Origin of the sequence: uncultured Cohaesibacter sp., from assembly GCF_963556055.3 — a bacterium.
Taxonomy (GTDB): Bacteria; Pseudomonadota; Alphaproteobacteria; order Rhizobiales; family Cohaesibacteraceae; genus Cohaesibacter.
Window position 1 is genome coordinate 457443 of sequence record NZ_CAUVYE020000012.1, and the last position, 25074, is coordinate 482516.

The following is a 25074-nucleotide window of genomic DNA, read 5'->3' on the forward strand; positions in this document are numbered from 1 at the left end:
GCCGGAAACACCTGTCGGTTTCTCTGCACCGCGTGTCTGCGCCATTGCTCCGGCTGAAATCTTGAAAATCCCATTAGAGAACCGGCCCTTCATCACCGCCCTCTCCCGGTGATCGCACGGGTCCTATCAAGCGCTCGAAGCAGTTGCGGACTTCTTGCTGATAGTCTGACAACTTTGCCTCAAGACTTTTCATATCCGGTTCGAACGAGGCCGCCACGACGACTTCCTTGAGAGATTGAGCAGCCTTGTTTGGGTTGAAGCTTTCCGACAGGCAGACTCTGAGGATCTGGGTAAGATCGTGATAGAGTCGAATAGCGGGCAGCAGGATCTCTGCCTCGGACTTGTCTATGAGCCCACGATCCACACACAATCTCAAGCTCTCGGCAGTGTTCGAATGCAGAATCTCGGGATTCTCATGGGCGTGGATCAGTTGCAGGCCTTGCGCAATGAACTCGACATCGACCAGACCACCGGGTATCTGTTTGATATTCCAGATATCGCTCGTCGGTTTTTCCTTTTGAATGCGAGCACGCATTTGAGCGATATCGGTCCTGATTGCTTCTTCATCCCTCTTCTGGGAGAGAATGGAGACAATCTCCCCTCTGACGCCATCCATGAAATCGGCATCGCCAGCAATGATCCGGGACCGGGTCAATGCCATATGCTCCCAGGTCCATGCATCACCTGCGTGATAGCTTTTGAAAGACTTGAAAGAGGTTGCAAGCGGCCCTGAATTGCCAGATGGGCGCAAGCGGAAGTCAACCTCATACAGATCCCCTTCCGCAGTCGGCGCGGAAAGCGCAGTAATCAAACGCTGGGTCAGGCGGGCATAATACTGGCTGGCAGCCAGCGGCTTTGCCCCATCAGAATAGGCAGCATCCGGATCATGGTCATATATGACCATCAGATCAAGGTCAGAGGAGGCTGTCATTTCCCGACCACCCAACTTGCCCATTGCGACGATGGCGACCTTGCCACCGGGCACCTTGCCGTGGCGCACTTCCATTTCCCCAAGGCTCACATCAAGCATGTGGCGGATGATGACACCGGCGAGCATGGCGTAGGCGGCTCCGGCCTGCGAGGCAGAAATCGCCCCCATGAGGATGCGCACTCCGATAAGAAACAGCTGCTCCTGTCCAAATATGCGCGCAGCATCAAGGGCCTCTTCAAAGCAGGTTGCTTCCTCCAGAGCACTCGTGAGCTGAATGTTGAAATTGTCCCGCTCAAGGATGTCGCCCAGATAGGCAGGATCCAGCAATGCGTCGATAACACGAGGCCTGCGGCCTATGGTTTGGGCAAGGCGTGGTGAAGCTCCGAGGATAATGATAAGGCTTTCAAATAGTTGCGGATTGTTCCTGAGCAGAGAAAAAAGCTGCACACCGGATGGCAGGGCCTTCAGGAAAGCATTGAAGGAGAGAAAAGCGTCATCGGCATTGTCGGTCTTGCTGAGCGCATTGAGCAGATCGGGCGTGAATTCGGTGAGCCGTTCGCGCGCCTTTGCCGAGCGCATGGCCGGATATCGCCCGAAATGCCAACTGCGAATGGTGTTGATGACTTCCCTTGGATTCTGGAACCCCATCTGCGTGAGTGTCTCCATTGTGGAGGGATCATAATCTTCGCCGGTGAAAACAAGGTTGCCACCGCCCTCGGCCCCAAGCGCCTGTTCTTCCTTGAAGAGATTGACATAATGACCCTGCACACATTCGAGGCAGGCGCGAAGAGCCCTCTTGAACTCATCCAGATCTTCAAACCCCATCATGCGGCCAATTTCGGCAACGCCCTCATCGCTTTGCGGCATGTTGTGGGTTTGCTCGTCACGCTGCATCTGGATGCGATGTTCCACTTTGCGCAGAAACTCATAGCTTTGCGTAAGCTCATTCCGCGCACGAGCGGAAATCCAGGTCAGATTGACCAACTCGCCGAGCATTGCGATCGTCTCGCGCCCTCTAAGCTCGGGATTACGCCCCCCGGCAATCAGTTGTTGAGTTTGGACAAAAAACTCGATCTCGCGAATGCCGCCACGCCCCAGTTTGACATTATGTCCCTTGATGGCAATTGATCCGTGACCCTTGTGAGCATGGATCTGCCGTTTGATGGAGTGGACATCTGCAAGCGCCGCATAGTCGAAATATTTGCGCCAGACAAAGGGGGTAATCTCATGCAAAAACGCGTTGCCTGCCTCGATGTCTCCGGCGCAAGGACGCGCCTTGATCAGAGCCGCGCGCTCCCAGTTTTGCCCCATGCTTTCGTAATATTGCAGCGCCGCCAGAATGGAAACGGCGGGTGGCGTTGAACCCGGATCGGGTCGCAGGCGCAGATCGGTGCGGAAGACGTAACCATCTGCGGTACGCTCTTGCATGATCTTGACGACCTGGCGGGTCAACCGCACGAAAACACGGTTCATTTCCCAACGATCTTCGCAGCAATCATTGTCGCTGTCATAAAGAACTATGATGTCGATATCGGAGGAATAGTTGAGTTCGCCAGCTCCATGCTTGCCCATGGCCAAGGCGACATATCCCGATTGCTTTTCCGGATCGTCCGGGTTGGGCAATGTCAGTTTTTTCCGGTTATGAAATTCGAGCAAGGCAAACCGCACCGCGCTGCGCAAGGTCGCATCGGCGATGTCGGTGAGCGCATTGGTCACCTGTTTGACAGTCCACAATCCGGCCAGATCCGCCAGCGCTATGGTCAAGGCGGCATCCTGCTTGATAATGCGCAAATGCTGCATGATCCGGGCTTCGCTATCGCACTGTTCCTCAAGAGCAGCCTTGACAAGGCGCCTGATACGGCTTTCGGGCTCTTCACTCAGAATAGCCGACAATCGGGAAGGATCGCGTAACATCAATTCGCGCAAGAAGGAGGAATTCTCGAGAACAGAAGCCAGAAAAATCCGCAATCCCGGATGGGCCAGAGCGTTTTGAAGAACGGCAAGATCAATTCCACAGTCGATCTTCTCGCGCATCTTGTCCATTGCTTCGTTCAATAGAACGAGCAGGTTGTCTGCATCCTCTTTCAAAGGAAGCTTTGCCGCTTCCAGCCAAAATGCGTCAATCGCACCCGTTTCCTTTGGCGCATTCATGGTATTTCCCCCCCCTTTGGAATTCCCGGCCGCTTCAATTCACCATTCTTGATCGTATTTATGCTTACTGCTCGTCAAGAGGCGGAAAGCAGATTGAGAAAATCAATCCTGGTTCATTGTCTCCAAGCTCGATTTTTGCATCATGAAGACTTGCCACAGCGTTAACCAGACTAAGACCAAGGCCGGAGCCCGGTTGATTGCGGCTCTTGTCAAGACGAACAAAGCGCTGCAACACGCGATCGCGATCCTCCTCGGCAATCCCCTGCCCGTTGTCTGACACTGTCAGAATGATCAGACCCAGACTATCCTGTTTGTCCGCGTTGTTCGAGATGGTTTTACGGGAAACGGCGATATGGATATGCGGCTGGAGCGGCTCTGTTCCATCCGCTTCGGTCTCCTGCCTCTGCTCCACTGCGTGGCGGACGGCATATTTCATGGCGTTATCGATGAGATTTGCAAGCGCCTGACTGATCAGTTCCCTGTTGCCATTGATCATGTATCCGGTGTCGGCTTTCCATGTCAGCCGCGCGCCTTCATCTTCGGCAACAGGCTCATAAAGCTCGGCCATATCGGCAGCAATGGCACCGACATCCAATGGCGCCTTTTCGATCTGTGTCGATTTGGCCTCGACCCGCGCAATGCGCAGCAAGGCATCAAAGGTTCGGATCAGGGCTTCGGATTCCTCGAGGGTCTGCTCCAGCGCCTGCCGATAGCTTTCGACATCCTGCTGGTCGGAGGAAAGCGTCACTTCTACCCGGTTGCGCAGGCGTGTGAGAGGCGTCTTGAGATCGTGTGCGATATTGTCGGAAACCTCTTTCAGTCCCCTCATCAGCATCTCAATCCGCGAGAGCATGGTGTTGAGGCTCTCGGAGAGGCGATCAAACTCATCCCCGGCCTGGGTGACGGGCAATCGCTCATCGAGCTGGCCACGCATGATATTGCCTGACGCCTCGGTTATCATCTCGATGCGCTTCAGCACCTTTCGCGAGACGAAGATCCAGGCGAGCATGGCAAGAACGATCATCAGGATGGCCGAGACGATGAAGGCCTGCTCAACGACCTTTCGAAACTGTTCCCGCTCACCGACATCACGTCCGACAAGCAGGCGATAGCCGCCGAACATCTCATAAACACTGACAACGGCGTTGTTGTCTTTGCGCTCGTTCTCCCCCAGTCGTTGATAGGTTACCGTCTGCTCAACCGCTCCACGCTCATCAAGCACCCATTTGGGAAGCGCGGCGACATTGCCGGCAACATATAATCCCCTGCTATCGGTGATGAGATAAAGGCTGGCTCCGGGCCGACGGGATCGCTCTTCGATGATCTTGATCAGACCGGCCATCCCCCCCGAGCGATATTGCTCCACGAGACCGCGAACCTCGGCCACGATGGTCGAGTTCAGCTGACGCGTCATCAAGAGCTGGGTGTTGAGCGAAATATAGACGATCAGAAATATGGCAAAGATCGAAAAAATGATCAGATAGATGGCGGACAGCTTGAAAGCCGTGGTCCGCATCGTCTTGCTAATCGATCCTGGCGACATTGATGTCCTTTTTATCCTGAGCAATCCATGATAGTCAGCCGCAGTGGCCGGCTTGTTCGCAAGAGCCATACCCTTTAAAATCGGGTCAGATCAATCGGGCTCGCGCAGACTATATCCCGACCCCCGAACCGTGTGCAGCAGGGCTGGGCCGAAGTCCTTGTCGATTTTCGAGCGCAACCGCGAAATGTGAACATCGATCACGTTGGTCTGCGGGTCGAAATGATAGTCCCAGACATTTTCAAGAAGCATCGTGCGGGTGACCACCTGACCGGCATTCTTCATGAGATATTCAAGCAGGCGAAATTCGCGCGGTTGCAGCAGAATGGTTTCGCCAGCCCGCTTGACATTGTGGGCAAGCCGGTCAAGCTCCAGATCTGCGACGCGATAAACGGTTTCCACTTCACCGGGACTGCGGCGGCGTGCCATGACTTCGATCCGCGCAAGAAGTTCGGTGAAGGCGTATGGCTTGGTCAGATAATCATCACCACCCGCCCTGAGGCCGGTGACACGGTCATCCACCTCACCAAGTGCGGAAAGAATCAGGACCGGAGTTTCATCCCCACTGCCGCGCAATGACTCGATGATCGAAAGGCCGTCCCGTTTCGGAAGCATGCGATCCACGATCATGACATCGTAACCGCCTTTGGTGGCCATGTCATAGCCCTGTGCGCCATCTGCGGCATGCTCGCAATGATGCCCGGCTTCCTTGAGCCCCTTGGCGAGGTAGGCAGCTGCTTCGATATCGTCTTCTATGATCAGGATCCGCATGTCAGGCCTCTTCACTTTCCAATCAATCACTTTTGGCATGAGCAGCGCTCTGCCCTGCCCTTACTCGTCCGGCCAGGTGACAGACTATCGCGGTCTTTGCCTTTGCGCAAAGGTCGATTTGGTGGAAAAGCAGGCCTAACCACAAGGTTGCTCAAGTTTTGGCCCGGATCACATGCCTGTTCGCCACCCTTGGCGAAAAAAGGCCCTGCGAGCTTGCAAAACAAGCCCGCAGGACGTGGTTTCATTCAAATACGAGGCCTAGTGCTTCAGAGGAAGGCCGACAAAGCGAACCCCCTGAGACGCTTTGACGCGCAGCAGAATTGTCTTGCGGTTGTCCTTTTTGGCGGCAGCCACCTCATCGCGGACGACTTGGACGCTTTTGACATCCTTACCATTGATCGTTTCGATCACATCGCCTCTGGACAGGCCCTTCTCCGCAGCCACACCGTCCGGGTCGACGCTGGCGATCACCACACCACTTTCGTCTGCCTGAAGATTCATGCCGAACTCTTCAACCTCGGCAGGTGCCACAGGGGCCTGATCGGTTTCGCCATCATTTGCCGCGACCACATCTTCAGGATAAAGGCCAAGGTGAACCGTCAGCTTGATTTCCTTGTTGTCACGCCAAATGGTCAGTTCGACATCGGAGTCGGGATCGGCACGACCGATGTGACGGGCAAGTTCGCGGGTGTTTTTGACAAGGTCACCATCGACGGCCATTATGACGTCACCGATTTTCACACCGGCCTTGAATGCAGGCGAGGTTTCATCGGTGTTGGTGACCATTGCGCCACTCGCTTCCGCCATGCCGAGGCTGTCGGCAATATCATCGGTGACATTCTGGATGATCACACCGAGCCAACCGCGTTTGACTTTGCCATCACTTTTCAGGTCGGAAATGACGTCTTTTGCGACTTCTGCGGGGATGGCAAAAGCAATGCCGACGTTGCCGCCCGATGGAGAATAGATGGCGGTGTTGATACCGATGACTTCGCCGTTCAGGTTGAAGGTCGGTCCACCGGAGTTGCCCTTGTTGACCGCAGCATCGATCTGGATGAAGCTTTCATAGTTGCGCGCATTGATGTCGCGACCGTGGGCAGAAACGATACCGGCCGTCACGGTTCCACCGAGACCGAACGGGTTGCCAACGGCAAGCACCCAGGACCCGACGCTGGGCAGAACCTCAGCAAATTTTACATATTTGAACTTGCGATCGCTTTCGTGCACCTTCAGCAGAGCAAGGTCCGATTTGGCGTCGGAGCCGATGAGATCGGCATTCAGCTTGGTGCCGTCATCCATGACAAGAGTAAACTCGACACCTTTTTCAACGACATGATGGTTGGTTACGACATAACCGTCTTCAGAGATGAAGAAACCGGACCCTTGAGCCTGGGCAAAATGCGGACGAGCCTTGCGTTCGTCGTTGCCTTTGTCATCTTCTTCGCCAAAGCGACGGAAGAAGCGGTTAAAGGGATGATCCTCCGGCAAATCCTTGAATTCGGGAAAGCCGGGAATGGAGAAATTCTGAATGGTTTGCGGTTCGATTTCGGTTTTGACCTGAACCGAAACGACAGCAGGCTTCACCGCTTCGACAACGCCACTGAAATCGACGGGCTGCGCCTGTGTCACGACTTTTACAGCCTCTGCACGGGCCGCCGGTTGGCCGGTCAACAAGGTCGGGACAGTGGCTCCGGCGAGTACGCCCAGACAAAGGGTAGATGCGAGTAAAGAGGTTTTTACCGAGACAAGTTTGAACTTGGTCTTTGACATCGAGGGTCTCCGCTCATTCTGCGCTCTGACTTTGCGCTTGCGTTTGCGAATGCAGAGCTAATTTGATCAATCGACTTTCAGCTTGACGAAGAAGCGCCGGCCTTTCGGGGAGACGCCGCGCTTTTTGCGTCAATTCGTGATGCCTCTTTTATATGGGGCAATCTTGGCCATATGCGAGCTTTCAGAATTAAAGATGCGTAATGTTTCAAATCGATAAATAAATACGATATTTCAACAGGATAGGAGTAAATTTTTCACAATCAATTCAACCCGGAAAAATGATCGGCGGAAAATCTCGTCACAATTGGGCACGCTTTTGCCACATTCCTACCGATTTCAAGCACTTAGGCTCAAGCGAAACGGCGCTCTGCTTCGAGCGCAAGGCCGGTGCCTACCGAGCCGAATGCATCCCCCTCGACAACCACCGCATTCGGGGCCATGGCGGTGAGGCTGTTTCGAATGAGGGGAAGTCTTGTCGAACCTCCGGTCAGGAAGCACACCGTTATGTCCTCGCCCTTGATCCCGGCTTGAACCAGAGCATCTGCAATCGTGCGACGGATTCTTGTCGTGCCATCTGAAATACTGTCTTGCAAATGCTCGCGGCTGATCGCGGTTGTGAGACCCTTTTCAACGAAGCCAAGGGACAGTTCAGTCTTTTCCTGATCCGAGAGGACAATCTTGGCCTCTTCCACATTGAGGGCCAGACGGTGCCCTTCGCGCAGATCCAGCAGATGGATCAACCGATCCAGCAAATGCGGCTCTCTGGCTTCCCTGCGCAGGTAGCGCAACTCGCTATGGGTCTTGTGGTCATAGAGAAAGTTGATTTTCTGCCAGGTCGCCAGATCATGATAATAGCCGACGGGCATAAGGCGACCCGGCTTTGTCATCTCACTTTGATACCCCATCAGGGGCATGACCCTCAAGAGCGACAACCAGCGATCAAAATCGGTGCCGCCTATATGAATCCCGGCGTTGGCAAGAATCAGATCTCTGGCGTCGTTTCCATTTGCGTGAGGCTGGTCGGGAAGCACCTTGAGAATCGTGAAATCCGATGTGCCCCCGCCGATATCGATGATAAGGGCAATCTCCTCGCGGCTGGCAATCTGCTGGAAGTCGCGGGCGGCGGCAACCGGCTCATATTCGAATTCGACGTGAGAAAAACCGATGTCGTTGGCGATGGACTTTAGTGTTTGCTCTGCTTCTGCGTCAGCATCAGGATTGTAATCGACAAAATGAATGGGGCGCCCCATGACAACGTGCGAGATTTCATCATCAAGGACCGTTTCAGCCTTCCGCTTCATGTGCAGAAGAAACAGGGCGAGCACCGCGGTGAAGGGCTTTCGCTCATTTCCGACCATGGTGTATTCGTTGATGGTGGGAGTTCCAAGGATCGATTTCAGCGCGCGCATCATCCGCCCCTCGCCCCCCTCAAGATAGGTGGCGATGGCGTCGCGGCCAAAATGTACGTGGTGATCCTCGAAATCGAAGAACAGCGCCGAGGGAATGGTCACACTATCCCCTTCAAGGGGCACCAGATGAGCTTTTCCGTTTTTGACAAGGCCGAGCGTCGAGTTTGATGTGCCAAAGTCCAATCCACAAAATACTGCCTTGTTCATGCTCGTTCCCCTTGCTCACACCACGAATAAACAGGCACCCGACGAGCGATCTCGTCAGGTGCCGGGCGCTGGGGATAGCATAGGGGGGAACCGATTGAAAGAAGAGATTTTACGGATATCGGATCCATGCTTGTGGCAAAAGCGGATTGTCAGCCTTTGTCAGCCTTTGTCATCGTCAGACATGATTGCATCGAGCTTTGATTGTTCTTCTTCGCTGAGATGATTTTGACCGCGAGCCTCTGCCTCAACGGCCTGAATACGGCTTCTTTGATAGAAAAGAAAAATTGCCATCGCTCCCAACAGCAGAATGAGTGGTGCGAAGGCCCAAAGCAGAATGTTTTTCGATGAGTAGGTTGGCTTGAGAAGAACGAACTCGCCATAACGCTTGACCAGGAAGGACTTAACTTCCGCGTCGCTATCGCCCATGGTGATGCGTTCACGCACGAGCAACCGCAAATCACGCGCCAACGGCGCATCGGAATCGTCAATTGACTGGTTCTGACAAACCAGACAGCGCAACCCTTCGGAAATGTCCCTTGCGCGGGATTCCTGCTGCGGATCCTTCAGCATTTCATCAGGCTTCACCGCAAATGCCGGAACCGAAGCCATCAGCAACGCCACGACCATGAAACAGGATGCCACGATATGGGCAAAATTGATTTTTTTCATCAAACCGGCTCCCTTTCTGCCGTCTTCGTCTGCTGGCGGATCGCTTTTTTGTGTTCAAGCGGTGCTCGCTGCCTGTCGGGCCCGTCCCTTCCGAGCCGGTGCGCCGATGCGCAAACGCCGATCCGACAATGACAGACACCCGCCGAAGAACATCACCACACAGCCCAACCATATGAAGGTCACCCAGGGTTTGTAATAGATCCGTACCGCGATGCCACCATTTGTTTGCTGTTCTCCCAAAGACATGTAGAGCTGGGTCACGCCTGCAATGGTGTGGATTGCCGTTTCCGTGGTTGGCATGTTGCGCGAGGTGTAAATACGCTTGATCGGGTTCAGTTCTGCGACGTCTTTACCGTCTTTTGTTACCTTGAAATTACCAATCAGATCAACATAGTTATATTCGGCCTTCTGCTGGAAACCGGTCAGTTCGAACGTATATCCCGACACACTGGTCTGCTCGCCCTTCTTCATGATCAGAATGGCTTCGCTCTGATAGGAGCTGGCGACAATCAACCCGAGCAGCGTCATGCCCAGCCCAAAATGCCCGAACGCCGTTCCAAAGACCGTGCGCGGCAGACCGGCAAGACGGGCGATCGAAGTGCCCAAGGGTTGTTTGAACAGGCCAATTCTCAGTTGGATTTCAGCCAGAGCACCGACCATGACCCAGATAGCCAGCCCGATGCCGAGCGGTGACAAGGCACTGCCACCATCGATCAGGGCGTAGCAAAGCACCGTTACGAAAATCGACGTACCAAGGGCGACAAAGAGGCGCTGCATTGCAGCGGCCAGATCGCCCCGTTTCCATGCAAGCAACGGCCCAACCGGAACCGCAATCATGATCGGGATCATCATCGGCCCGAAGGTGGCATTGAAGAATGGGGCACCGACGGAAATCTTGGCACCGGTCAAGGCCTCAAGGGCCAGCGGATAAAGCGTCCCGATCAGAACAGCTGCCGCTGCGGCAGACAGAAACAGGTTGTTGAACAGCAGCGAGCCCTCACGCGAGATGGGAGAGAAAACGCCCCCCTGCTTGAGAAGCGCCGCACGCCAGGCAAACAGCGACAGCCCTCCGCCGATGAAAGCGACGAGCAATGCCAGAATGAATATCCCGCGGGACGGGTCGGTTGCAAAGGCATGCACAGAGGTCAGCACGCCGGAACGCACAAGGAACGTGCCTAACAGGGAGAGAGAGAAAGTGAGGATCGAAAGCAAAATGGTCCAGACTTTCAACGCCCCTCGCTTTTCCATCACGATGGCCGAATGGAGCAAGGCTGTACCGCTGAGCCATGGCATGAAGGAAGCATTTTCCACTGGATCCCAGAACCAGTATCCGCCCCAACCAAGCTCATAATAGGCCCAATAGGACCCCATGGCGATGCCCAGCGTCAGAAGCCCCCAGGCGATCAGCACCCACGGACGAACCCATCTGGCCCAGGCAGCATCGATACGGCCTTCAAGCAATGCGGCAATGGAAAAGGCAAATGCGATGGAAAACCCGACATAGCCGAGATAGAGCAGCGGCGGATGCAGCGCAAGTCCGATATCCTGTAGGATGGGGTTCAGATCGTGCCCCTCAATCGGAGCATTGGGGATGCGCAGAAACGGATTTGAGGTCAGCAGCACGAAGGCAAGAAAGGCGGAGGTGATCCAGCCTTGAACCGCCAGAGTGTTGGCTTTCAGTTTGGGCGGCAGGTTCTTGCCGAATGCCCCGACCATGGCACTGAAGATCACCAAAATCAGCACCCAAAGTAGCATCGATCCCTCGTGATTGCCCCACACAGACGTGAATTTGTAGATCAGGGGCATTTGCGAGTGGCTGTTTTCCCAGACATTTGTGACGGAAAAGTCGGAGGTCACATAGGCATAGCACAGAGCTGCAAAAGAGAGCCCGACAAACAGGAACTGCGTGACGGCGATGGGCCCGGCGACAGACATAAGACGGCTGTCATTGACCTGGGCACCCCAGATTGGCACGACCGACTGCACCAATGACAGGGCAAAAGCCAGCACGAGCAGAAAATGGCCAAGCTCGATGATCATTGACATTCTCCCATTTATTCTTGTCTCCGGAATTGGTTGCCTGGCAGCCTAACCAATCAATTTGTTTTCGTGGCACCATACTGATCCTGCCAATGGCCCTGATCCTTGAGGGCATCGGCAACTTCGCGCGGCATGTAATTTTCATCATGTTTGGCCAATACGGTGTCGGCAGTGAAAGAGCCATCCGTATTCATGGCCCCCTCGGTGACCACGCCTTGCCCTTCCCTGAACAAATCGGGCAGAATGCCTTTGTAGGCAACCTTGATGTCTGCGCCCCCATCTGTCACGACAAAGGACACGCTGGTCCCTTCCGTGTGCTTGAGGGTTTCCTCCTTGACAAGGCCGCCGAGTCTTATGCGTTGACCGGGAGCCACACCCTTCTCAGCGATTTCTGAAGGGCTGACAAAAAAGGTGATCTGGCTTTGCAGCGCAAACAGGATAAGACCAACCGCCATGAACAGAACAAGTCCAGCGGCCGAGATCATCATCATTCTTCTTTGTTTTCTGGTCATCGTCAGATCCTTTTTCCGTTCATACGGATCACATCGCAAATCAAATTGGCCAATCGGGCTTTCTGGCTGCCTCGCGTCTCATTACTGATTGATTGAAACACCCAGAGAGCGAGCTGCTGCTTTCACTTTCTCCAGCCCGTCCAAATCGGACTGAAGCGCATCCATGGCCTGCGCAACCGTTTTTGCGGCCATATCAGGGCGGTTCAGCACCAGTTCTGCACGAATAAGCCGAACCCATTCGTCTGGAGTACCACCTTCCGTTTTCAGGCGGTCAGCGAGATTGGCAACCATGCCCTCAACCATTTGCTGGCGTTCTTCAGCACTCATCTCGGAGGAGGCTTCAACCTGTTCCCTGGTTGGTCCGACTTCTTCGCCGGTTTCGGTTTTCTTGCCTTCTGGAGCGCCATCATCTTCGGTTGACTGCCCAGCTTCTGCATCGGCTACTTTGGCCTCAAGCCGTTTGGTCAGCGCGGCAATCTGGTTGTTGGCAAAGGAGATCCATGGCGCATCGGCCTCAGAATCCTCAACAAGCGACTGCCAAGCCTTGATGGCTTCCACCTCGTCGCCTGACTGTCCCAGCGCTATAGCCAGGAAGAAGCGCGGCTTGGGAGCTTTGGCGTCAATCTGATTGGCGCGTTGAAACAGGCCATATGCCTCTGAAGAGACGACACCCGCGTCCCTTATCACGAGCACCTCACCCAAATCGGAAAGAGTTCCAACCGTTTCCCCTTCCAGACGCAGGATGTTGCGGTAAGCGTCAATTGCCTCTGCCGTGCGGCGCATGCGGGCATAAATGGGAGCCAGTTGTTTCCAACCCTCGACCTGATTGGGAAATTGCTTCAATTTGCGCTCTGCCGAAGCGACCAGTTCCGTCAGGCTCTGTTCCTGCGGCGGTTTGCTCAGCCTTGCCTCGAGAGGTTGGCCTTCAAGGCTTGGAGAGCCGATGGAGAAATACAAACCAAGGGAGATGATCGGCACGATCAAGACGACAGCAGCGACGGCCAGCTTGATGCTGCCCACCCTGTCATCAGGCAGGGTTATGTCAGAAAGCTGAGATAGGGACTTACCATCCTCATCACCTTCCTTTTCAAGATTATCCTGAGCACTGATAAGGCGTCTTGCCACCTCGGCCCGCGCAGCCTCGGCCTCTTCGGCTTCAATCAAGCCGCGCTCGACATCGCCCTCAATCTCCCTGAGCTGCGATTTGTAGATGGTTAAGTCATATGCATTGGCGCTTTCGCCCTGCTTCGCCTTGCGTGTCAAGGGATAGATGGCAACGGCAATGGTTAAGATGGTCAGTCCAACCGCAATAGTCCAGAACATGAAGCTTCCACTGTTTCACTCGTCCAGTTAAAACTTTTCGAAATCAGCGGAGAAGTCAAATTAACTCATGTTCATCTGAAGCAATTGGCACTGCCCAAGTAGTAACAAACACAGGCGGGGCCGGTTTTGCTGTCAATTGGCGGGCAAACCATACAGACCTGCGACGATTTGAACAGCATTTGCGGTTACGGAAGCATGGGCACAATCACACGGCCAGGGAGTTATTCGGCCTCGTAGCCCAGACAGGAAGCAATCGGAGAATCACATTCGGCAGGAGATGTCACCCGGCTATCTTCAAATCCTGGACCATGGAGGCGGCCCGAAGCTGACGACTAAAAGCCATCGCATAGTCTTTGTCGAACAATTGTTCGGCTATGCTAATCGAAGCGGCATGGAGTTTTTCAAGCGTATGGGTGTCCTGCCCGATGGCTTTTCTGGTTCTTTCAACCAGCGAGCTGTTGAGCAGTTCGAAGGTCTGGTCGAGTTCCTTGCGCGCATCACTAATGGGACCATTCAGCGCAAGGGTTTCCTTGGCAAGTTCGGCTTGCTTGAACAGGGACGCACTCTTGATGGCCCGTGACAGGTGATCATCCTCGACAGCTTCCAATTCATCATTGATGGGTGCGCGGAAGGCTTTTCGCAGCGTACTTGGTGCAGCTTCTATTTCCTCTTCAAGCAATTCGCGCATACGCTTTTTCATTTGCGTCAGGCTCTTGCCCCAAGGAGTCTTGCCCGGAATTTCCAACGCCAGTTCCATCGCCTTGAGAAGTTTTCTCCACTCGGTGACATGCTCAACCGTCTCGGCCTGTCTTGAAAGATCCGAGACCAGCTCTTCAGCCAAACCGACACGGGCTTGCATAACCGCAATCAACTGATGGACGGCGGGAGCATAGGCCGTGGCAAAAATCTGTGTCGAGTCGTTGGAGCCAGACAGTTTCGTTACCAACTCAAGTTTGAGCTGAGCGGTTTCAAGTTTCTTGGATGTAGCCGAGAAAACCCAATTTGACCGCAAAGGAGATTGCTGCACATAGCGGGAAATCAACTGATAGGCATCTGCCCCCTCAGGGCTGGACCAGCTCTCTATGCCTTTGGCCATACGTGCCAAAATCGGCTTCAACGGCGTCAATCTCTCCGAACTCGAAAGGATGTCCATGAGATCCTTGAACACATGATCGCCACCCAGCTGCTTGATCAGTTTCTGTTCGCCACCAAATTCCTTTTCAGCTGCCTTGAGTCGCTTCTTGATGGCCAAAACCAATTCGGCGCACCACTCCATGGTCAAACGATCAATGTCGCTCTTGCTGCGATAACTGCAATCCTGTTGCAGTCGATTGCGTTGATCCTGAGAGGCAATGTCATTCTTGATCCAGCTCCAGATGGCTTCAACAGAAGAGGGATTGATGCAGGCTTCCATCTTTTCCGGCAAGTCGACTTCAGCAAAGAAGAAACAGGCATCGCGGAAGAATTGCTTTTTGGCAGCCTTATCCAGAGGCACCAGCTTTTTTTCCGATGCCAAGATTTCCCTCAAGACCATAAGAATAAAATCGGAAGCAATGTCGGAGCTGCCGTCCTGTTGTGCTTTTTCCAGACTACGCAACAACAGTTTTTGCGCACTTTCGGACAAAGTCGCAAGATAAAGCTTCAATTTATCCTTGAGCTTTTCAATGCCCTGCATTTGTCCTCTCCGGCCGTCCTAGAAAAGTCGTCTCAATAGTAATTTAAGGCTAGAAAACGGTTAAAATTCTATATCCAAAGGCAAGAAATTTGAAATTTGGCGGCAAAAAAGGGTGGACTCACATTATAGGAGCCCACCCTTGTGCCTAGCAGAAAGAACTAGACAATTTTACCTAAAATTTTCACGCCAGTCTCAGGCCAACCCATGACTAGTTTGCCGGACGCCAAGTCCCGTCCGGTTCGCGGCAAGCGCGTCCCCGTGCGGTCTCGGGACGACCGTCGATATAGATCGTGTGAGTGTAGTCACGACAGGTCAAGCTGTTCGTCGTATAAGCCTGCGTAGGTACGATTTGACCATAATGGCCACTATCAGGGTTGTTCCAGGCGACAGGAGCGCCTGAGCGGCCATATTCCAGCGCCCTGTTCTGCGCTTCCTCGGCTAGACGTCTGTCATTGTCATCAAGGGCGCGCCCAATCGCCGTTCCGGCCAGAGCACCAAGTGCGGCTCCAGCTGCGATCGCAACCATCTGGCCTTCACCCTGCCCGACCTGAGCACCCAATACGCCACCGGCCACAGCACCGGTTAGGCCACCTAATGTTTCTTTCGGCCCTGCCTGACACCCGGCCAACGCAAGACTCACCACCGCAACAGTTGCGATCAGTTTGATTTTCATATTTTGCCCCTGTTCATAACGGCATGCAAAAAGTCCCCTGCACAGCCCCAAAGAAAGCACCCATGATCCGGGCTATTGCCTTGCCAGTTGTCCTAAAGATGGAAAAGCGCTTGCAAGCAAAGCTTTGATTGCATCTTCTCCCCTCGCAGCAACTGCCATCGGAACGCTGGTCCCGGAGGCGTCATTCTAACTTTGGAATCGCAGATAGGGTAGCAGATAAACAAATAACATGTCGAAATTTTGTTCTTGAACCATCTATGCATTGCTTTGAACAAGGCATTGAGAGACTAGATCATCACCACCTCTTCAAGACGATGGTCTGGTGTGCGTTCCATCTGCCCGCTTTCCACCACCAAGCGCTTTTCAAGTCTCTATCGCGGGAAGGATGACCGTTGCCCTTAATCCACCAAGTTCTGACAAACCAAGTTCAAATTCACCGTGGTAGAGTTCTGCCATCTCCTTTACGATCGAAAGACCAAGGCCGGTACCGGGCTTGCTTTCATCGATGCGTTGGCCGCGTTTTATGGCAAGTTCCATTTCTGCCTCACTCATGCCAGCGCCGTCATCTTCTACGATCATCGTCAGCCAAGCCTGAACCGGAAGCTTGGACGCAGAGCCTGCTTTTGGAGAAAAGGATGGTCGATGCGCCAACATTGTCACGACCACGTGCCCCTCTGCCCATTTGCAAGCGTTGTCGATCAGGTTTCCTGCCATCTCCTCTAGATCGCGATATTCACCGCGGAAGCTGACATCTGCCGCATCGTCGAAATGGAAGTCGATTGTCCGGTCCGGGTAAATCTTGCGCATGACGTCAATGAGTTTGGACAAAACCGGCTGGACCTTCGTCACAGACCCAATGATATTGTGTCGCGCAGCCATCCGCGCCCTTTCAAGATACAGCTGGATTTGGTCCCGCATGATCTGGGCCTGTTGGGCGAGCAGCGGAGTTTTCCCGGTCTCCTCGCCTCGCACTTCATTGGTAATCACGGAAAGCGGTGTCTTGAGCGCATGGGCCAGATTACCCAGTTGTGTACGCGCTCGTTCCAGAGTGTCCTTGTTGGACGCAATCAGCAGGTTTGCTTCATTGACTAGCCCGGCCACTTCCTTTGGATAGGACCCTTCGATTTTTTCGCTGCGGCCCGTTGCAACATCGCGGACTCTTTGCTGCAACAATGTCAGCGGCCTCAAGGCCGAACGTACGAGCAGGAATGACACGACCAGCAGGATGACTGAGAACATGGCCATGATCATCCAGGCTTTGCCTTGAAAGCTGGCAACCTGCGCCTCGAACTCTTCAGTATTGCCTGTCACACGGAAGAAATAGTCCTTGTCAGATCCGAAGGAAATCTTGCGTTCGAGAATGCGGATAGCCTCGCCATCAGGCCCCTGCCCGTTTACAAAGCGCCCTGCCCCTTCGCCATTGTCTTTGGATCGCTCGGGATTGATCGAAAAACTCTCGCCCCCAAGTGACAGGGATGAGAGAATGATCTCATCACTTTCGACTTTGCTTATTGTCCAATACCAGCCAGAGAGTGGCAATTCAAACCGCGGTTCGCCCAGATTTGCCGGGGCGACAAGGTCGTCATCACCGATCAGTTGGGTTGCAACCTCTCCGACGATGATTTTAAGCACCATCTCCAACTGGTCATCGAAGCTGCTCTGTGAGGATATGCGAAAGAATTCGGTCAATATGATACCGGATCCGAAAGCGGTGATAAGCGCCCAGATCAAAACATTGACTATCAGATATCTTGTAATTGACTTCATTTTTTCGGTTTTTCAGGTGCGACCATATTATAGCCGAGTCCCCTCACGGTCTGAATGACATCGACACCCAATTTTTTGCGCAACCGCCCAATGAAGACTTCAATGGTGTTGGAATCGCGGTCAAAATCCTGATCATAGAGATGTTCGACCAGTTCCGTGCGGGATATTATCGTTCCCTGATGATGCATGAGATAGGAAAGCAGCCGAAACTCATGAGATGTCAGCTTGACCATCTGACCATCGACCGTAACGCGGCCTGAACGTGCATCGAGGCGAACCGGGCCACAGGTGATTTCGTTCGATGCATGCCCTGCGGACCGCCGAACCAAGGCCCTGATGCGTGCCACAACTTCTTCCATATGAAATGGCTTGGACACATAGTCATCGGCACCGGCATCGATGCCCTGAACCTTGTCGCTCCAGCGATCACGCGCAGTCAGGATCAGAACAGGCATAGTCCTCTTGTTCCTGCGCCACGCCTCGAGAACGCTGATACCGTCCATCTTTGGGAGACCGATATCCAGAATGACTGCATCATATGGCTCGGTATCTCCCAGAAAATGGCCATCTTCACCGTCGAACGCACAGTCAACGACATAACCATTCTCTTCCATTTCGGCCTTCAGTTGCCGGTTCAGTTCGACCTCGTCCTCAACAATCAGAATTCGCATCCATCGCCCCCTTCGTCCCAAATATTTCCAAACGCAACCCGACCGTGATCTTTTCGCCGAACCGAACTGCCACCTTGCCCGTCAGTTCATGGCAACAAGCGTCATGGATTTCGCATCCAGCACCAAACGCGAAACCGTGCCCTGCCTCGACAAGACAACCAGTTGGTATACGAGCCGACCTCCATCAACGCACAGGTTCGCCTTGATCACATCACCACGAACATGTTTGTTCGCGGCCTTTGTGATCTTGGACAAGCGCTGGGCTTTTCCATCGGCAATGGCCTGTCGCGTTTCCTGTGCGCCAAGACAACCAGCAGCATTCGCTTGGTTGACAGGCAATAAAAGGGAAAGAAGCAACATTGCCAATGCCCAAAGAGCATAGATGTTGGTCGAGTTTTGCATGTCAGTAATTTATGATTTGGCGGCTGAACTGAACATGAACATTCAGGCCTTCAAATATTCATCAAGTTCACAGAGTAAAAAACTTATTAAAAACATTCACTTACTACAATATTTCATTAACTTAAGATTATGCCGTTTTACTTCTCGAATGGTTTGGTCGGTATCGGTGCGAGACCAGGTTATCGGATCGAATAGCAGACATGCAGTGGCTTGGACCAAGCGGTTTTGTGCTTGCAATCCTTGATGTGAGTTCCGTGTGCCGGGCGACTCAGTCTCGCCGATATCCGTCCGACTGGCGCAACCGCTCAGAAGGAGTATCGCGATCGCAATGACAAGAGATCTTTTCATTGGTTTGCTCATCATGTGCCTGATTTGCACGATTTTGGTCGCTTCTCGTCCATTTGGCTTGGACGGCCCTTTCCAGTGCACTCACAGTTTCGTCTCGGACGGCATGGTTGGAACGTTGTGCTTTCTGCTTTTGTGATGCGGCAGGCGATGCTCGCGACCTGGAAAAAAGTGAAGCCAGCATAGGAGCCAGCTTCACGATCAAGGAGAAGATCAAGAGGAGGATTTTCATGGCAAGAAGCCTAAAGGATCGTCTTGTTGGTAAACCATGTACGCCAAACAATGGTTACGGCAGCAGCCAGACTGGAGATCGTCAGGGCAAGTCTTTGCTGAATGTCGGCATCAAGATCAATGCCGAACATTGTGAGGCCCATAGCGAGCACAGATATGATCTGGGTCCAGTTAATTTTGGATTCCCACGCGGCTTTGGCGTCAGTGGTCATTTGTGTCATGGATTGGCCTTCCTTTCTTTTGGGTGCAGTGATGGGAGATGTGGAAATTGCCCGGCAAGGCGAATGGCCGAGCCTGCGGCACGGACTAGTCAGTGAGCAGATCAGTGAGCAGAAGAGACGTGAGATCGAGACGGCGCGACAGTGGCTCACCGGACCCAACTCTCTGGGAAATTTGGGCAACTTCGATCCGAACGGCATCCATGGTGGCAAGTTCGTCTGCGGTTTGCTCGCTCTTCGAATAGAGCCACTCGGGCTCAGTGCACTCAACTTGCCGCAACAGATTACCGGTCTCGGCATGGAGGATTGACAGACTGTATTGTTCACTTTCCTCGGAGAGCGGAATCGTGCTGCCGACCCAACTATCCGCTTCGAGACGTCCTCTGCGAGTCCATGAGAAGTAAAGGCCGTCATCCTTGCGGCTAACATGCAGATGCTGCGGGGAAAGAGGAACAAGACCACGCCCCGGCAAAGACAACGTGATATCCTTGTTGTTTTTGTCATTGACGCTTGAGCCCGTAGGGACCAGACGGAAGGGGAGCGTCTTTTCCAACTGACTTGCGGCAACTTGCAGAGGTTGGATCGCATCGTCCAGCAGGACAATCCGGGCTCCGATGTCGGCACCAGCCATGGCGGCCTGTTCGGTGCCCAGTTGACCGCGCAAGATTCCACTGAGCCGCCATTGATTGGTTCCGATCAACTCGGCATTGGCAAATTGCAGGATTTCCCACTCACCACTTGTCGCCAGAATTGCTGCGGCATTGGCACCATTGAGCACATCTTCCTCGCTGACGGATGCCAGATCTCCACTGAAAAGATCGATGTCGACGCTCAGAATACGATCCCAGCTGTATCCGTAACGAGCAGGCAAGGGGGACAGAAGGTCTCCCATGATCGCAGGAACATCCAGTGTCTGCTTGTAGGAAAAGCCACTGCTGCTGTCGCCGGCATAAAGCGCAATCGCACCCGGCCACGGCGCACAGTAACAGGCCAGATAAGGCGCATGAGGATAGTCTTCCATACCAGGCAAGAGGGGTAAATCGAGACTGACAAGAATTGGCCGGGCCAATGCAGGTGTTGAAATAGAGACCGTTCGCGTTGTCTGATAGAGGGGCATTGTATTGCGCGGCACCGAAAGACTTGCCGACACCTCCCGACCTTCTCCATCTTCGATATCATCGATACGATAGATTTTCTCGCTGTCATTCTCGGTAACGGTTACAAGATCGCCTGCCTCAAGCGCCAGCATGGAAACCGGAAGCTTGAACTTGATCGAGTGACGGGCATAGTTGCTCTGTCGCAGCCAGTTTTTCGCTATATCGACCATGACAGATTCTGTCGAAATCGCGGCAAGGGACATCGAGCTATCCTGTCTTGTTCTTGCGCAAGGCTGGTCATATCGCGCGACCGATTGGCGATAGTCCTGAAACAGCTCATTGAAGGACAGGGTGACGCTCGACACATCCTCTTCCCAAGGCTGCAATTGTCTCGTCATGAGAGCCTCGTCCTCTTCGTCAACCAGCATTGCGTTCTCGATGGCAAGACTTGAGCGCCGCTCGCGCAGTTCAAATCTGATCTTGCTGCCACTTGCCACGACCGAAATATTGAATGCCTCACACAGCTTTTCGATGGCGGAACGCACAGACATTCTGCTCTCGATCACAAAGCCATCGATTACCGGAGCAACTGTTTCAAATACCGGTGCGGACAACCCATAGTCGGACATCACCGTGCGAATGATATCCTGAAGCGGTGCACCGCCGAGGCGTCCATTGAGCCAATGCCCGGTATGCCAGCTGTCACCATCCGACCAGGCATCACTGCTCAAGGGAAAAGCGGGAAAGGGTCGCGCATCCCATGCCCAAAGATACATGTGCTCGGAGGCAACCATCGAGCCGTCATAGCTTGAGGATGCCGGATTCCGATCGGTGCCCTCCTCGGCCCAATAATCAAGACTGGCATCCAGCATTGCCCGCTGAGAGGCGTCACTTCTTGCTCCTGAAGAATAATAGGGCAATGCGCTCTCCGAGGATTTGGGATCCGGGAAGACATTGGGCTGGTTGGGGCCCATATGAACTGCGGGACAGCCAATCTCAGTGAACCAAATCGGTTTTGACTCTGGCTGCCAGGCTGTATGGGTGTTTTGTTCCACCCCGTTGTCACGATCATAGTGGCGGTTTGACCACCAATTGACCAAATCCTTGTAGCGGAAAACCCAGGGTTTGCCTTCAGAGCCGTCCGTTATTTCGGTCCTTAGCTGGTTGTCACGCTCCGTATCGCTTCTGTAATACCAGTCATAGCCCTCGCCGCCGGCGATGTTGGACTGAAGATAGTCGGCTTCCAATCCTGTATCGGCAAGCGAGGCGTCTAAATGATTGTCCCCTGAACGCCAATCGGAAAGCGTCATGTAATTGTCTATGCCAACGACGTCTATGTTTCCATCAGCCCATAGCGGATCGAGGTGATAACGAACCGTACCCTCTTCATCGGCGGGATGATGACCAAAATATTCGCTCCAGTCCGCGCCATATGTAAGGATAGTGCCAGACCCCAGCAGCGACCGAACTTCAGAAGCCAGGGACTTGAGGCACGCAACGAACGGATAGGCGTCATCGCCATCTCTTAGCCGTGTCATTCCACGCAATTCCGATCCGACAAGAAAGGCATCGACCCCGCCTGCGTCACTTGCCAACTGTGCATAGTGACGAATGAAGCGGCGATAGTTCCACTCCTGCCCGGAATAGAAGCTTGTGACCTGTGAGGCCGCCGTTGAGCTTTTGTCTGCGGTTGAAGACTGATCGGGGCCGGGATAACAGGTGATCCGGCCTCGCCAGGGGAAAGCAGCCTGTTCATCCGCTCCATATGGATCGGGCAAACCATTGCCAGAGGCGATGTCCATCATGATGAAAGGATAGAAGACAACCTCCAGCCCCCGTTTCCTGATTGCCTTGATCGCCTTTGTCACCGTGTCGTCAGATGGCGTGCCTCCGTAGGCAGGTCTGTCATCAACCAGACTGACACGTTTTGCCTCGGACCGGGTGAGGCCTGCCACCGACCATTCGCTTTCATCGGTAACCTTTGTCTTGTCATCGACGCATGGCTGGATCTCGCAGTGGCCCGCACGCAAGTCAGATCCGAACCATGTCACGACCAGCGCAATGCGCTCGAGGTTGGGACAAAGGGCCACAAGGTGATCGAGCGAAACCTCGAAATCCGTGCCGGGTTCGTAGGAGTGGCGATTTTCGCTACTCCATTCGGCGTCATCGACTTCGCGCGAGACTTCCTCCGTATCATAGCCGAACTCCGTTGACCCCGGAATCATGACCACGGAGCGGATTTTCTTTTCCAGTTTCCCGATCGGGCGCACGACTTCAAAGGCCAGTTGCGGAATACGATTGCCGAAATCCTCCAGTGGCAGATCTTCAAACACGACATAGGCAAGGCCGCGATAGGCCGGGGCCTTGCCCTCGCCCTGCTTGGCTTCGATGAAACTGTCCGGCTTTTGCGTATCGGTCCCGCGGTAGACACGATAAGTCACATCATCCAGGTCAAGCACGGTACCATTGGCCCAAACGCGCCCGATATAGGCGATTTCTCCCTCGCAAAGCCCCACAGCAAAATTGGCATAATAGCTGTAGGTCGTGGTTTTGGATGAAGATCCAATTCCGCCCTTGGAGGAACCGGTCTTGCTTTTTCTGGTTGTCACCTCTTCAACAAGGTTCGTTGCCCAGATGACTTGTCCGGTCAATCGCGCCCGGCCATAGATACGAGGGATTGGCGATCCCTCGGTTGAGGTTTGCACGGTGAGATCAGACAGGCTTGATCCTTCACTTGAGGAGGAGCCGAACAGAGAGCTGTCGATGAGATAGCCCCCGGTCGCCCCCAATGCGCCACCGAGCGCAGCACCAACAGGGCCAAGCAGAGCGCCACCGATGACGCTGCCCGCGGTTTTGAGTACAAGTGTTGTCATTGTTGGCAAATATCCAAACTAGGGTTCTATCGGAAGGTCGGAAACGCGAAAACGCAGGCAAGATGACGCCACCACCACGGCGACAAGGACACCAGAGAGACCCCGCTGCCATATTGGGCATGCAGAAACCTGTCCTCTTCGATCAAGATTCCGGCATGCTTTGCCGGATAACCGGCCTTATATCGAAAAAGCAGAACATGAGAGGGCTTCATAGCATCAACAGACTGTTCTGTGAGATAGCGGGAGGCAGCCTCTTTCAGGGTTTCCTGACCGTTGGCATCGGCCCAATCGGGAGAATAGGCGGGCGGCTTTTCCGGTTCGCCCCAAAATGCACCATAAACTCCCCGGACAAGGCCCAGACAGTCACACCCCGCCCCCTTGCAACTGGCCTGATGCTTGTAGGGTGTTCCGCGCCAGCTCAGCGCTTCCCCGATGATCATGGCCTCGCTAACCTGTTCCATCGCATTGTCAGTCATCAGCTAGTCCTCGAACAAGGCAGAGCCATCGCGCAATTCCGCAATTTCGGGATATGACAGCAGATAGTCATTGCCCGGCATATGCGGAAAGCCACGAAAATTGAGTTGGTTTTGAAAGGTCTTGCGGCAGGTCTTGAAGCTCTTGTCACACCCGGCATAGAGCTTGACGCCGTCCCCTTCAGTGATGTCAGGATGGATCGGCAACCAAAGTTCGACCAGATCACTGGAACCGGTTCGCTGATGAGACAGAATGTCAAATCGCATGGCTTTGGCGTTGCCTGAAGTCATTTCCAGTTGCCCCATGGCAAGGCGACCGTCGTCAGGCTGCGTATCGAGCTTGAGTTTGATCCATGTTTGGGACTGGATGGCAGACACAGAGCCGGAATAGGTCAGACCGAGCGCATCCAGATCCAGACCACATCGGCTATCACCCAGAATTGCATCACAGCGATATTGAAAGACCCGACCCTTTTCCTGCTCCAGATCGATGGACAGCGAGCGGATTTCGGCTTGAAAACTCTGCTCATCACGGGATATTTCCCCCAGATAACCGGAACGCAGCAAAACCGCCTGGCTGGGCGCCTGCCAGTTGACCCGCCAGGTCTCTATCGTTGCGGCATCATAGCGACCGCTGACAAGATCTGCTTCGGTGATGCGATCTGAGCGGAGGATACCGCTGACATCCTGATCGTCGCTGGCAAAACCATCGCTCTGCCGGATCTCGGACCCGGTGAGGCCAGAGGCCGGTTCGCAAATGATGCCCTCCAGTTCGATTTCCCTGTCGTGATCGGTAAAGCCAAATGTCTGGCCATCCGACCGTTTGAGGAGCCAGCAGGTGGCAAGCGTTGTCACCCCCGAAGCAAGATGCTCGGCGAGCGCCGTTGATATCGTTCTCATAGTTTCACCTCAACAAGAGGGATTGAGGGAACATCGCCGGCCTTGAAAGCGCTCAGCGAGAATTCCAGACTGTCAGTGTCGAAGCGCACAGGAACATCAAACAGGAACCCTGCGGTGATAGTCACTCCATCATCCGGTGCCTGCGTAAACGAGACGAGCCCTGATGTGATATCAACCGTAAAATCAACTGTCTCCTCACCATCGAGTGCGACAATCACAGAGCCATCAACGGGCTTGCTGATCGGCCTTTCATAAGGGGCGTAAGCGCTCCCATAGGTCTTGACGAGAGAAAAGTCTGTGGCAACACCGTCTCCCGTTCCTATTGCCTGATCAGTAGCCTGTGGGGATTGCCCCGTCATGCAGGATGCATGGTCAAAGGGATCACTGAAACGGAAGGCGTAAAGCTTGCCTCTTCGTTCTTCGAAA

The 25074-nt window shown here is 53.8% G+C and carries 19 protein-coding genes; all 19 read right to left on the reverse strand.

Going from position 1 to position 25074, the window contains the following annotated elements:
* Window positions 1-73: 73 nt before the first annotated feature.
* Window positions 74-3082 carry a bifunctional [glutamine synthetase] adenylyltransferase/[glutamine synthetase]-adenylyl-L-tyrosine phosphorylase gene (locus tag ACHZB8_RS08550; protein ID WP_316859826.1) on the reverse strand — a complete coding sequence of 1003 codons (3009 nt, stop codon included), beginning with the start codon at window positions 3080-3082 and terminating at the stop codon, window positions 74-76.
* Between the two features lie 64 nt (window positions 3083-3146).
* Window positions 3147-4625 (reverse strand): ATP-binding protein, encoded by a 1479-nt coding sequence (locus ACHZB8_RS08555; RefSeq protein WP_316859827.1) that lies wholly within the window; start codon window positions 4623-4625, stop codon window positions 3147-3149.
* Between the two features lie 90 nt (window positions 4626-4715).
* Window positions 4716-5393: a response regulator transcription factor gene (locus tag ACHZB8_RS08560; RefSeq protein WP_316859862.1), complete on the reverse strand. Its 678-nt coding sequence runs from the start codon at window positions 5391-5393 to the stop codon at window positions 4716-4718.
* A gap of 258 nt (window positions 5394-5651) precedes the next feature.
* Window positions 5652-7163, reverse strand: a complete 1512-nt coding sequence (locus ACHZB8_RS08565; protein ID WP_316859828.1) for a Do family serine endopeptidase — start codon at window positions 7161-7163, stop codon at window positions 5652-5654.
* A 350-nt stretch (window positions 7164-7513) separates the two neighbouring features.
* Window positions 7514-8779, reverse strand: a complete 1266-nt coding sequence (locus ACHZB8_RS08570) for an Hsp70 family protein (protein ID WP_316859829.1) — start codon at window positions 8777-8779, stop codon at window positions 7514-7516.
* 159 nt (window positions 8780-8938) lie between these two features.
* Window positions 8939-9448: a cytochrome c-type biogenesis protein gene (locus ACHZB8_RS08575; RefSeq protein ID WP_316859830.1), complete on the reverse strand. Its 510-nt coding sequence runs from the start codon at window positions 9446-9448 to the stop codon at window positions 8939-8941.
* A 54-nt stretch (window positions 9449-9502) separates the two neighbouring features.
* Window positions 9503-11488 (reverse strand): heme lyase CcmF/NrfE family subunit, encoded by a 1986-nt coding sequence (locus ACHZB8_RS08580; protein WP_316859831.1) that lies wholly within the window; start codon window positions 11486-11488, stop codon window positions 9503-9505.
* 56 nt (window positions 11489-11544) lie between these two features.
* Window positions 11545-12000: a cytochrome c maturation protein CcmE gene (gene ccmE, locus ACHZB8_RS08585; RefSeq protein ID WP_316859832.1), complete on the reverse strand. Its 456-nt coding sequence runs from the start codon at window positions 11998-12000 to the stop codon at window positions 11545-11547.
* Between the two features lie 81 nt (window positions 12001-12081).
* A complete protein-coding gene (ccmI, locus tag ACHZB8_RS08590; RefSeq protein ID WP_316859833.1) occupies window positions 12082-13323 on the reverse strand; it encodes a c-type cytochrome biogenesis protein CcmI in 1242 nt (413 codons plus the stop codon).
* Window positions 13324-13603: 280 nt separating this feature from the next.
* Window positions 13604-14998, reverse strand: coding sequence for a hypothetical protein (locus ACHZB8_RS08595; RefSeq protein ID WP_316859834.1), 1395 nt, complete (start codon window positions 14996-14998; stop codon window positions 13604-13606).
* 208 nt (window positions 14999-15206) lie between these two features.
* Window positions 15207-15671, reverse strand: a complete 465-nt coding sequence (locus tag ACHZB8_RS08600; protein WP_316859835.1) for an RT0821/Lpp0805 family surface protein — start codon at window positions 15669-15671, stop codon at window positions 15207-15209.
* 363 nt (window positions 15672-16034) lie between these two features.
* Window positions 16035-17438, reverse strand: coding sequence for an ATP-binding protein (locus tag ACHZB8_RS08605; protein ID WP_316859836.1), 1404 nt, complete (start codon window positions 17436-17438; stop codon window positions 16035-16037).
* A complete protein-coding gene (locus ACHZB8_RS08610) occupies window positions 17435-18109 on the reverse strand; it encodes a response regulator transcription factor (RefSeq protein ID WP_316859837.1) in 675 nt (224 codons plus the stop codon). Before ACHZB8_RS08610 ends, ACHZB8_RS08605 begins: the two co-directional genes overlap by 4 nt.
* Before the next feature lie 81 nt (window positions 18110-18190).
* Entirely contained in the window at window positions 18191-18469 is a 279-nt protein-coding gene (locus ACHZB8_RS08615) for a hypothetical protein (protein WP_316859838.1), read from the reverse strand.
* Between the two features lie 629 nt (window positions 18470-19098).
* Window positions 19099-19308 carry a hypothetical protein gene (locus tag ACHZB8_RS08620; RefSeq protein WP_316859839.1) on the reverse strand — a complete coding sequence of 70 codons (210 nt, stop codon included), beginning with the start codon at window positions 19306-19308 and terminating at the stop codon, window positions 19099-19101.
* A gap of 85 nt (window positions 19309-19393) precedes the next feature.
* Window positions 19394-23275: a glycoside hydrolase/phage tail family protein gene (locus ACHZB8_RS08625; protein WP_316859840.1), complete on the reverse strand. Its 3882-nt coding sequence runs from the start codon at window positions 23273-23275 to the stop codon at window positions 19394-19396.
* 26 nt (window positions 23276-23301) lie between these two features.
* The gene (locus ACHZB8_RS08630) at window positions 23302-23751 is read right to left on the reverse strand and encodes an NlpC/P60 family protein (RefSeq protein ID WP_316859841.1); all 450 of its coding nucleotides are present in this window, start codon (window positions 23749-23751) and stop codon (window positions 23302-23304) included.
* A gap of 3 nt (window positions 23752-23754) precedes the next feature.
* Window positions 23755-24648: a DUF2163 domain-containing protein gene (locus ACHZB8_RS08635; RefSeq protein WP_316859842.1), complete on the reverse strand. Its 894-nt coding sequence runs from the start codon at window positions 24646-24648 to the stop codon at window positions 23755-23757.
* Window positions 24645-25074: DUF2460 domain-containing protein (locus ACHZB8_RS08640; protein WP_316859843.1), on the reverse strand; the 430-nt coding region annotated here is incomplete at its 5' end. The genes ACHZB8_RS08640 and ACHZB8_RS08635, both read right to left, overlap by 4 nt.

Excerpts from the sequence above, each read along its gene's own strand:
- ACHZB8_RS08550 (WP_316859826.1), bottom strand. The coding sequence starts at position 3,082 with ATGAATGCGCCAAAGGAAACGGGTGCGATTGACGCATTTTGGCTGGAA.
- ACHZB8_RS08595 (WP_316859834.1), bottom strand. The coding sequence starts at position 14,998 with ATGCAGGGCATTGAAAAGCTCAAGGATAAATTGAAGCTTTATCTTGCG.
- ACHZB8_RS08635 (WP_316859842.1), bottom strand. The coding sequence starts at position 24,648 with ATGAGAACGATATCAACGGCGCTCGCCGAGCATCTTGCTTCGGGGGTG.
- ccmE (WP_316859832.1), bottom strand. The coding sequence starts at position 12,000 with ATGACCAGAAAACAAAGAAGAATGATGATGATCTCGGCCGCTGGACTT.
- ACHZB8_RS08575 (WP_316859830.1), bottom strand. The coding sequence starts at position 9,448 with ATGAAAAAAATCAATTTTGCCCATATCGTGGCATCCTGTTTCATGGTC.
- ACHZB8_RS08555 (WP_316859827.1), bottom strand. The coding sequence starts at position 4,625 with ATGTCGCCAGGATCGATTAGCAAGACGATGCGGACCACGGCTTTCAAG.
- ACHZB8_RS08570 (WP_316859829.1), bottom strand. The coding sequence starts at position 8,779 with ATGAACAAGGCAGTATTTTGTGGATTGGACTTTGGCACATCAAACTCG.
- ACHZB8_RS08625 (WP_316859840.1), bottom strand. The coding sequence starts at position 23,275 with ATGACAACACTTGTACTCAAAACCGCGGGCAGCGTCATCGGTGGCGCT.
- ACHZB8_RS08600 (WP_316859835.1), bottom strand. The coding sequence starts at position 15,671 with ATGAAAATCAAACTGATCGCAACTGTTGCGGTGGTGAGTCTTGCGTTG.
- ACHZB8_RS08610 (WP_316859837.1), bottom strand. The coding sequence starts at position 18,109 with ATGCGAATTCTGATTGTTGAGGACGAGGTCGAACTGAACCGGCAACTG.
- ACHZB8_RS08615 (WP_316859838.1), bottom strand. The coding sequence starts at position 18,469 with ATGTTGCTTCTTTCCCTTTTATTGCCTGTCAACCAAGCGAATGCTGCT.
- ACHZB8_RS08560 (WP_316859862.1), bottom strand. The coding sequence starts at position 5,393 with ATGCGGATCCTGATCATAGAAGACGATATCGAAGCAGCTGCCTACCTC.
- ACHZB8_RS08620 (WP_316859839.1), bottom strand. The coding sequence starts at position 19,308 with ATGACACAAATGACCACTGACGCCAAAGCCGCGTGGGAATCCAAAATT.
- ACHZB8_RS08630 (WP_316859841.1), bottom strand. The coding sequence starts at position 23,751 with ATGACTGACAATGCGATGGAACAGGTTAGCGAGGCCATGATCATCGGG.
- ACHZB8_RS08605 (WP_316859836.1), bottom strand. The coding sequence starts at position 17,438 with ATGAAGTCAATTACAAGATATCTGATAGTCAATGTTTTGATCTGGGCG.
- ccmI (WP_316859833.1), bottom strand. The coding sequence starts at position 13,323 with ATGTTCTGGACTATTGCGGTTGGACTGACCATCTTAACCATTGCCGTT.
- ACHZB8_RS08580 (WP_316859831.1), bottom strand. The coding sequence starts at position 11,488 with ATGATCATCGAGCTTGGCCATTTTCTGCTCGTGCTGGCTTTTGCCCTG.
- ACHZB8_RS08565 (WP_316859828.1), bottom strand. The coding sequence starts at position 7,163 with ATGTCAAAGACCAAGTTCAAACTTGTCTCGGTAAAAACCTCTTTACTC.